Annotated in this window: 5 protein-coding genes; 1 reads left to right on the top strand and 4 read right to left on the bottom strand. The window is 59.5% G+C overall.

Features of this window, described 5'->3' with window-relative positions:
• The 3 genes from ABX749_RS14260 to ABX749_RS14250 form a co-directional block, all read right to left on the bottom strand.
• Positions 1-1,732 (bottom strand): hypothetical protein (locus tag ABX749_RS14260; protein ID WP_372896567.1); only part of this gene is annotated, 1,732 nt, incomplete at its 3' end.
• Positions 1,733-2,929 (bottom strand): tetratricopeptide repeat protein, encoded by a 1,197-nt coding sequence (locus tag ABX749_RS14255; protein ID WP_372896566.1) that lies wholly within the window; start codon positions 2,927-2,929, stop codon positions 1,733-1,735. It lies immediately after the preceding gene.
• A gap of 232 nt (positions 2,930-3,161) precedes the next feature.
• Positions 3,162-3,842 (bottom strand): PspA/IM30 family protein, encoded by a 681-nt coding sequence (locus ABX749_RS14250; RefSeq protein ID WP_372896565.1) that lies wholly within the window; start codon positions 3,840-3,842, stop codon positions 3,162-3,164.
• 429 nt (positions 3,843-4,271) lie between these two features.
• Here ABX749_RS14250 and ABX749_RS14245 point away from each other — a divergent pair, with 429 nt between their 5' ends.
• Entirely contained in the window at positions 4,272-5,171 is a 900-nt protein-coding gene (locus ABX749_RS14245) for a response regulator (RefSeq protein WP_372896564.1), read from the top strand.
• A 77-nt stretch (positions 5,172-5,248) separates the two neighbouring features.
• On the opposite strand, the gene ABX749_RS14240 is transcribed toward ABX749_RS14245, so the two are convergent.
• Positions 5,249-7,824, bottom strand: a 2,576-nt coding sequence (locus ABX749_RS14240; RefSeq protein ID WP_372896563.1) for an Ig-like domain-containing protein, incomplete at its 5' end; no start/stop codon positions are given.

Raw genomic sequence — 7,824 nt, 5'->3', positions numbered from 1 at the left:
CATGCACGATGGAAATTGCAAGCCCCAGCAACGCCAACGGAATCCCACCGAGCGAGAGGGGACGCGACAGCAGCCCCGGCAATTCATCGGCCAAGGGAAGCCCGACACGGTCGAACCAGCGGACTCGGTCGCCGACCAAGACGCCGCGACCTGCTGCAAATGTGTGATCAAGCCACGTGGCGGCGATCGCCGCCAACAGGCCCAGCCCCGCACTCCACACCGGGATCAACGTGACCGCGGCGATCATCAGGAAGTACATCGGCAGTTGCGATCGATACTGCAACGCGCAGGCGATGCAGCCCAACATCGATCCCACCAAGGCGATGCCGTCTAGCATTCCGACGGCATGAAAGTGGTACGGATTGGCGCCGAAGATGTGGCGTGAGAACACCAGTCCGATGACGCACACCGACGCCAGCATCGAAACGTCGACCAGCGGTGTCCGCCAACAGAGTTTCAGCCCCCGTCGCTCGCCCGCCCAGGCCATCAGTCCCGCGACCGAACCGATACCCGCCAGCACCACCGTCGCAACGGGGCCGCCGGCAGGTGCGACACCGAAGAACGCGGCAAGCCCCGCCAGACCGCCGGCCAGATAGATCAGCGTCGGTTGTCGCCGGACAAACGAAGTCAGCAAAAAGAAAACGCAGTACACGGCAAATGTGACACCGAGCCAAACCGGCGCGACGGCTGGAGTGTAGAAATGCGTCCAAAAGGTGACACCGAACAGCGCCGCTGCCAAACCCCATTGCACGATCCGAAATGGCGTGGCAAATCGAAGCGATTCGAGCATCGTGTCGAGTGATCGCTCACCTGCAATGGACCGTCGTTCGTCGGACTCCCGCTTGCGCTGATCCCAATGGCTAAAGTAGTGATCCAGCAGCGTGATTCCGGCAAACAGCGGCAGCGACGCCAGCCCCCAGCTTTCCGGCCCGAATGCCTGCAGCACCCACTGAGTGACCAGCACATGGTATTCGGCAATGATCGCCAGCAGCAGCAAGAACAACGGCGGAATCGATTCGTAACGCCAAACCAGCCATCCATACAATCCGATCGCGATCAACAACGCCTCCGCCGCACTCACGCTCTGTATCCACGGTGAATCCACGGCCATTGAACTGAGCCGATGGAACGCGTCGGCAACAAACGGAACGGTGGAAACCGAAACACCCAGAAACGAAATCGCGTAACCGACGAACGTGAATCGGCTGAAGCGACGCGGTTCGTTGTGCAATGATTTCAGTCGGTTGTCTGTGTCGAACACCATCACGGCCAACAGAACAAGCAGCGGCCCGTAGTGAGCCGACGTGATCAGGCCGTGCCCGTGTCCCGCCCAAGACGGCGTGCCGCCGACCGCAACGTGCAAGAACGTCAACGTCACCACCGTCGCGTAGGCCAGGGTGCCAAAGATGAAGAACGTCGTTGTCCTTCGCCGCAGAAAGACCCGTTTGATGAAGTCGCGATTGAATCGGTACACCCCGTAACCCAGAATCGCCATCGCCAGGTACTGAGTCATCGCCAACCCGATCGCTCCGGCCAACGGATTCGACGCAGCGAGAAAACGCAAACCCGGTGCCAGTAACATCACACAACAGATACCGATCAAGACCCGCGAATAGGTCCGATAAAACGGACGGGCAAACAAACCCGACGTGATCATCGACACGCCATAGAAGGCTGCCGCGGAAACAACACCGAACACGAGCCCGATGACAATGGCCAGTGGATTCATCATTTACCTCATGCCGGCTTGGACGATGACATCGCCGGTCGCTCCGGGCACCAACGTCGTTAAGACCGCGGCCGCGAACACCAAGGGAATCAACAATGCAACAATCACCAGCAACACATTGCTGGAACTTTCCAGTTGCGGGTACTTCAATCGCATGAAGTACGCCATCGCGAAAAACATGCCGGTGGTCGTGGCCAGGGACAGGTAAACCAGCGAGTGCATCAGCACTTGGTTCTGTTCGATGTTGCCCCAGAACGACACGATCAAGACCACAAAACCGGCAATCACTAGAAATGCACCGACGAACCAGCCAACGTTGTCCAGCAGAAACGGCTTGAGTACCGCGGACCATTGCGACGCCGAATCGATCAACCGCTGCGTCGCACTGGGGACCTCCTCGTCCTCCACCGCAAAGGTCCGCGCGGCCGGAGTCGGACGTTGGGACGGCATCGGATTCCACATCGGATCGGTCGGCTGCACAGCGGGCGGTTCCTCGCCCGCCGATGGCAACTCTGGAGCGGTGTCGGGGACGGCAACCTGCTGGTCAACCGGCGGCTCGTGCACCTGTTCCGCTGCGACTTGATTCGCTGGGACTTGATTCGCTTCGACACGATCCGCTGCGACCTGATCGAGCGACTCCGTCGGGCCGACAGTGGATTCAACCGACTCGGCCGCCCGCCGGGTCTGGACAGCGGCCAATGCCTGTTGTACGGCTTCGCTATTGGGGCGCAACTCGCGCGCCCGAGAAAGTTGTTGTTGCGCCTCGTCGACTTGCCCTCGTCGCAGACACGCTCGTGCGGAAGCGACCAGTCGGTCGACTTCGCGTTCGGTTCGCTCCTCCACCTCCCTGGCATGGATCTCCCGCGACATCGATTCGGTTGGCACGATGCCGGGATGCTGCCGGTCCAACGACCGCAACGACTCGATCGCCTGCTCATAGCGTCCCGCTTGCGCCGCGGCCCTTGCGCCGCGAACCAGATTGTCAATCGCGATCGTCTCTGACCGCTCCGTGTTTCGATGTTCGAGTTCGCCCAGTTGCTTTCGATAGAACGCATGGATCGTCGCGGCCTGATCGCCCGGCACTTCGCATGACCGAGCAAGCTGCTCCAGATCGGCTAAGACTCGTCCATAAAGTTGCTTCCGTTCGGACTCTTTCTTGATGACGTCCGCGGGCGCCGGTTCGAATGCGGGATGCGGCAAGGGTGCGTGGCAGCCGTCGCACCAGAGACGAAAGAAGGAGGTCGGATGGCCGCACGCGGGGCAACGACAATCGGATGCATTCATGGAACGGCAAGCTCATGTTAGGAAACGAATGCACGTGCAGCTATTTGTTAGCGGTAGGGCGCGATCCCTCCGGTCCCTCAACGCGTTTGCAACGCCAACACCGGGCGCCTCGCGCCGTTCCGCTAGCACCTGCAGTTCAATCGCTCTGTCACGATTGCTCGTCGACAGTCGCTTGCTGCTTCAACGCCGCCAGTTCCAATTCGACTTCGGCATCCCGCTGGGCCTGCTCGACATCGCGATCCAAATCCGTCGACAAATCGGACAGCTCGGCATAGGCCGCCGCTTCCGCTTCCATGCCTTCGATCTTGCGTTCCATGCGGTCGAATTTGTCAAAACTGCGCTGCACCCGGTTCATCGAAGGCGCCACACCCTGGACTTCGCGTGACGCTTCGGCGGCCATCTGGCGTGCGATCAAACTGTCGCGCCGGCGAACCGCTTCCTCCAGTTTTTCTTCGATGCGTCGCAAGTCCGACTTGAGTGCGTCGCTGGTCTTGCGGGCGGCTTCCCATTGAGGCTGCAAGCTGGCGGCGATCTGATCGTATTCCTTCTTGCGGGCCAAGCACTTGCGCGCCAGATCGTCGTCGTCACGTCCAACGGCCGCTCCGGCTTTCGCCCGCCACTGTTCGGCCAGACCGCGATTCTTCTGCAGATTCGCCTCCAGCTGTTTTTCACCGGCAATCGCCTTGGCTACACCGTCGCGTGCGACAGCGATCTGTTCCTCCATTTCGAAGATCAACATCTTGACCATCTTTTCGGGGTCTTCTGCCCGATCCAGCATGTCGCTGACGTTGGCATTGATAATGTCCGACACTCTTGAGAAAAAGCTCATCGTCAGGCTCCTGCAAATGGGGGAAAGAGGGAGACCGGCATTGACAACATCCATCCTGGCAGCATTTCAGATGCCAAGTCACGTGGCCGGACGGATCCGGGGAGGCTTTCGTGATCCCCGTGGCACGTGTCCCCTTCACCTACACCAGAACCTTCCGGAGTAAACGTGTTGCGCACCGAATTTCGATTTTTTTGAAGTCGGTTTCGGACGGCTCGCGGACGTGGCGGTTCGACGCCAGCGTCGATGTGACGATTTTGTCGAAAACAAAGCAGTGTGCGAATGGACACTTCCGCCAGCGCGACCTCCTGGCCGCCGAAAGCACTCTTTTTTCGTGCTTCCGTGGCCGCCATCCATTAGCATAGGGTGATGCGGGCGAGGTTCCGTGCGAACGTCACGGCCCCCCTTCATTCGAGATGCAGGTATGACTACATGACAACGATACTGATCGTCGACGACTCCCCGGTCGATAGGCACTTCACGCGCGACCTCATTGCGGATCAGCCAGGCTTTCAGATTGTCTTTGCCGAACACGGTCTCGACGCGTTGCAGCAGATGCGTCACTCCGCTCCCGACTTGGTCATCACCGATCTGGTCATGCCAGAAATGGATGGTTTGGAATTGGTGCGTGCTTCCCGACGCGAGTTTCCGGAGATCCCCGTGGTGTTGATGACCGCCTACGGCAACGAATCGTTGGCGGTTGACGCCTTGTACGAGGGTGCGGCCAGCTATGTCCCCAAAGCCAAACGGGTGGAGCGGCTGGTGGAAACCGTCTACCGGGTCCTGGCCCGTGCCCGCGCGAACCGCAATCGCAACCGGTCGACCAAGTTCTATGGCAAGATCAATGCGACTTTCTACCTGGATAACGATCTCGACAAGATCCCCGCGTTGGTCGACTATGTCCAACAGATCATTGGCGGGCTGGAACTGAGCGACGAGACCGAGCACATCCGTGTCGGCGTGGCGTTGGAAGAAGCGCTGCTCCATTCGATCTGGCACGGCAACCTGGAATTGACCAGTGACGAACTCGATCGCAGTCGTGCCGCCGGTTGGGAAGCACTCAAGGAGCTGATTTCGCAACGTCGTTCGCAATCGCCCTATCGTGATCGACAGATGGTGCTGGAAGTCCATGTCACCAACAGCACGGCACGGTTCGTCATTCGCGACGGCGGCGTCGGAAACCAACGCCTCTCTGCCCGCACGTTCACGCGTGAAGACTATTTCGGGACGGGAGACGGGGTGGGCATCGCGCTGATGAGCACGCTGATGGACAAGGTCACCTACAACGAAACCGGAAACGAGCTGACACTGATCAAGGTCAGCCAGAACTAACAGTAGGTCACGCTGTGCGTGACGATCGACAAGCGGTAGGTCACGCTGTGCGTGACAATCGACATGCACAGCATGCCCTACTGCCCCTTCAATCGCACCGCATCGATTTCTTCGTAGCTCAACGAATGCGTCGTATCGATCGTGATACGGATCGCATCAACGGTGAAACTGGTCAGCGGCCACGACACGTCGTAGTCCACCGGCGTCCCGGGTTGGCTGGTATCGGATCCGATCGGCATCACGTGAAATTGCCCGCTGACCGCATCCCGGACTTCCACCGCGCGCACGAACCCGTTGCCAAAGGTTTCGCGAATGACCACACCGGACGAACGGACCGGAACTTCAAATCCGACGGTCAGGGATTGATCGCCGCTATTTGCGTAACGCGGTGCCCACGCGGTGCGGGCGTCGCCATAGGCGAACGTGTTCGGTTCGCCCAACGCATCGGCGGCTGACCATCCGAACGGGCTGTACTGGGAACTGAAGTCGATGACGGTCGAAGCGTATTGCCACAATTCCACTGCAAACGATGAGGAAAACACGTCGTCCACCGCTTCGCCGCCGATACCGTTTGCGTTCTGATCCATCAGGTTTCCGGCGACATCGCGAATCTCCGGCCCAATCGAGTATGCATAGACACCCATTGCCGTTTGCGCCTCGAACCGGATCTGATAGGTGTCATCGCTGAGCTGGACGACTTCATCGACCGCCAACGCTCCAGCGGGACCGGACAAGCTGACCACATCGTCCGGCGTAAAGCTGAGAGGATCGATCGACTCATTGAACGTCACCGTGATCTGGTCGATCGGGCCGGAGTGTGTCGCATCGGGAACCGTCGCGATGATCCGGGGGCCGCTCGTATCGGGTGCGACGATGCCACGCAGACGCACCGAATCAATTTCTTCGTACGAGAAGGAGTGGTTGGTATCGATCGTGATCCGCAGCGCATCGACGTTGTAAGTCGTCATCGGCCAGGAAACAAAGTAGTCGACTGGCGTCCCCGGCTGGCTGTCATCGGTGTCCGTCGACACGATGTGAAAGGTTCCGGTTTCGCTGTCGCGGGCTTCCACCATTCGCACGAACCCGTTGCCGTAGGTTTCGCGAATGATCGCGCCGGTCGCCGACACGGGCGTTTCGAACGCAACGGTCAGCGTCTCGGTCGTCCCGTTGACCGACCCTGGCGCCCAGGCGGTGCGTTGATCGGCATAGACAAACGTGTCCGGCGGCCCAAGGGTTTGCGACGCGGACCACGACGTCGCACTGTACTGTGAGCTGAAATCGACAACGGAACTCGCGTCTTGCCAAAGCTCCAAATCGAACGTGAGCTCAAAGACATCGGTGGAAAGATCGCCGGAAACTCCGTCGCCGTTTTGATCCATCGCATTGCCCGCCAGGTCGACGACATCCGGACCAACGACCAACGAATACGTTCCCCAATCGGTCTGCGGTGCAAACCAGACCCGATAGACCGTTTCGGAAACGGATTCGATCGAGTCGATGGAGATCGGACCGCCGGGGCCGTTGAACGAGGAGAAATCGTCCAGCGAGAGACTTCCCACGTCGATCGGTTCATTGAACGTTAATTCCACATGGTCCACGGGGCCGGGATGCCCGGCGTCGGGTAACCAAGCGACCACGCGCGGGCCGGTCGTGTCCGGTGGGACAATGCCCCGTAATCGCACCGAATCAATTTCTTCATACGACAAAGAATGATCCGTATCGACGGTGATCCGAACCGCGTCGACGCGGTAGTCGGTCAGCGGCCACGACACGTTGTAATCAACCGCCGTCCCCGCTTGGCTGTCGTCCTGGGCGGTCGAAACCAAATGGTACTCGCCCGTGTCGGCGTCACGAACATGCACCGCCGTGACAAAACCGTTGCCGAACGTTTCACGAATGATGACACCGGTCGATTGAACCGGCGTCGCGAATCCAACCGTCAGCGTTTCGCTGGTTCCATTGATGGCACGTGGCGCCCAAGCCTGCCGCGAGTCCCCGTAGACAAAGGTGTCCGACGCACCGAGTGCTTGCTCGGCCGACCACGATGTGGGGCTGTACTGAGAACTGAAATCGACAACCACTTCGGCAAACTGCCACAGTTCGACCGTGAATTGGATGACGAAAGCATCCTCCAACGGCTCTCCATCGATTTCATCCCCATCTTGGTTCATCGGCCTTCCCTCCAGATCCAACACGTCGGGGCCGACCGACAGCGAGTAATCGCCGAATGCGGTCTGCGGCGGGAACGTGATTTCGTAACGTGTGCTGGTCAGTCGATTGACCGCGGTTGCCTGAATTGCACCCTCCGGACCTTCGAAGCTCGACACGTCCTCGAGCGTGAAGGAACCATCTTGAATCGGCTCGTCAAACGTCAGTTCGACACGGCTGACCGGACCGTTGACACTGCCCTGCAGCGTCGATTCGATGATCCGAGCACCGTCGGTATCCGGAACCGTCACCCCGCGCAACTGAACCGCATCAATCTCTTCGTACGCATTGAGATTGTGATCGGTATCGATCGTGATCCGCACCGCGTCGACCGGATAGCTGGTTTGCGGCCACGTCACGAGGAAGTCAAAGGGGACATTGGGCAGACTGTTGTCTTGCGGCTGAGCCACCGTGGTGAACTCTCCATTCGTCGCGTTGCGGGCTT

The organism is Stieleria sp. (assembly GCF_041595215.1).
Classification (GTDB): Bacteria; Planctomycetota; Planctomycetia; order Pirellulales; family Pirellulaceae; genus Stieleria; species Stieleria magnilauensis.
This window is presented reverse-complemented; position numbering and strand designations above follow the sequence as displayed.

Bases quoted from the DNA above. Each gene is read 5' to 3' on its own strand.
- ABX749_RS14250 (WP_372896565.1), bottom strand. From the start codon at position 3,842: ATGAGCTTTTTCTCAAGAGTGTCGGACATTATCAATGCCAACGTCAGC.
- ABX749_RS14245 (WP_372896564.1), top strand. From the start codon at position 4,272: ATGACAACGATACTGATCGTCGACGACTCCCCGGTCGATAGGCACTTC.